This window comes from Kitasatospora sp. A2-31 (genome assembly GCF_022288725.1).
Lineage (GTDB): Bacteria > Actinomycetota > Actinomycetes > Streptomycetales > Streptomycetaceae > Kitasatospora.
In genome coordinates this window covers 1-1,650 of sequence record NZ_JAKNTA010000146.1, presented here as the reverse complement: position 1 = coordinate 1,650, position 1,650 = coordinate 1, and the positions used below count along the sequence as shown (strand labels likewise).

Genomic DNA, 1,650 nt, shown 5'->3' with positions numbered 1-1,650 from the left:
AGCTCGTGGACGCCCTCGCAGAGCCGGGTGTCCATCACGAAGGCGAAGCTCTGGCCGGGCCGGGGCTCGCTGACCTGGTCCAGGGTGATCCGCCGGCCGTCCACCTCGATCGCCCCGAGGTGCTGCAGCCGGCCGACGTCCGGGCCGGCGATGCCGAGGGCGGCGAGCCGCTCGGGCACCAGCCGGCGGCCGTCGGGCTCGGTGAGCCGGTAGCCGAAGGACTCGACCGGGTGCGAGAGCCGGACGGCGTCCAGCGCGAAGCGGGCGCCGGGGGCCGGCAGCGGGCCGGGCTCCTCGATCGGGCGGGGGCGCAGCACGGCCGTCTCGTGGAAGGCGGTGGCGTGCCGCAGCCGTTCGAAGTAGACCTCCCCGGAGGCCGGGAAGTAGACGTCCACCGGGTGCGGCACCCGGTCCAGGTTGATCCGCTGGATCACCCCGGCGAGGCCCAGGCTGTGGTCGCCGTGGAAGTGCGTGACCGCGATCCGGGTCAGCTGGGTGGCGGAGACCCCGGCGTGCAGCATCTGCCGCTGGGTGCCCTCGCCGGGGTCGAACAGCAGGCCCTCGCCGTCCCAGCGCAGCAGGTAGCCGTTGTGGTTGCGGTGCCGGGTCGGCACCTGGCTGGCGGTGCCGAGGACGACGAGTTCGCGCTGTGACACGGTCAGACCATGCGCTCGTTCATCGGGACGCCGCCGAGCACGTGGACGTGTGCGTGGAAGATGGTCTGCCCTGCGCCGGCACCGGTGTTGAAGATCAGACGGTAGTCCTGGATGCCCTCGTCCTCGGCGACCCGGCCGGCCTCGGCGAGCAGCTCGCCGGCGATCTCCGGTTCGGCCGCGGCCAGCGCGGCGGCGTTCGGGTAGTGGACGTGCGGGATGACCAGGACGTGGGTCGGGGCCTTCGGGGCGATGTCGCGGAAGGCGACGGTGCGCTCGGTCTTGCGCACCACGGTGGCCGGGACCTCGCCCGCCACGATCTTGCAGAACAGGCAGTCGGGCTGCGGCTCGCCGGCCATCGGGGTCTCCTCGCGGTGTCGCACGGTGTCGGTCGGGGCGTACGGCCGCATGCTAGCCGAGCCGCGCCCTGGCCTGCTGGTACTCGCTCAGATGCTTCCAGCGCACCACGCGGACGCCGAAGACCTCCTCGTCCTCGAAGTCCTCGGTGATCAGCGAGACCGCGATGATCACGAAGCCGATCGCCCAGCGCTTGGTGAGCCGCCAGGTGTGCGGGCGGCTGCCGTCCTTCTTGCGGATCACCCGGAGCGCCATCAGCCCCTTGCCCACGCTGAAGCCGGTGAGCCGGGCGAACAGCACCTGGTTGACGTAGGAGACGCCGAAGCCGACGGCGAGCAGGGCCATGAAGTAGGAGCCGGGGTGGTCGCTCTTCGGACCGCCGACGGCCTTGGCGGCGATGACGCCCAGGACGACGGCGAGCAGCCAGTCGAGGAGGATCGCCGGGTAGCGGCGGAAGCCGCTCGCCTCCTTCGGCCGGGGCACCCGGGCGTAGGACGGCTGCTGCGGCTCCTGCCCGTAGGGCTGCTGCGGGTGGCCGTAGGGCTGGGCCTGCGGGTACTGCTGCGGGTGCCCGTACGGCTGGGCCGGCGGCGGCACCTGCCCGTACTGCTGCGGGGGCCCGTACGGCTGGGCCTGCCCG

3 protein-coding genes are annotated in these 1,650 nt (G+C 73.0%); all 3 read right to left on the bottom strand.

Annotation, left to right across the window (positions count from 1 at the left end):
• A partial coding sequence (locus MCM47_RS40335; protein WP_238951793.1) for an MBL fold metallo-hydrolase occupies nt 1-656 on the bottom strand: 656 nt, incomplete at its 3' end.
• Nucleotides 657-658: 2 nt separating this feature from the next.
• A complete protein-coding gene (locus MCM47_RS40330; RefSeq protein WP_238951792.1) occupies nt 659-1,012 on the bottom strand; it encodes a histidine triad nucleotide-binding protein in 354 nt (117 codons plus the stop codon).
• A gap of 52 nt (nt 1,013-1,064) precedes the next feature.
• A partial coding sequence (locus tag MCM47_RS40325; RefSeq protein ID WP_238951791.1) for an RDD family protein occupies nt 1,065-1,650 on the bottom strand: 586 nt, incomplete at its 5' end.

Excerpts from the sequence above, each read along its gene's own strand:
- MCM47_RS40330 (WP_238951792.1), bottom strand. The coding sequence starts at position 1,012 with ATGGCCGGCGAGCCGCAGCCCGACTGCCTGTTCTGCAAGATCGTGGCG.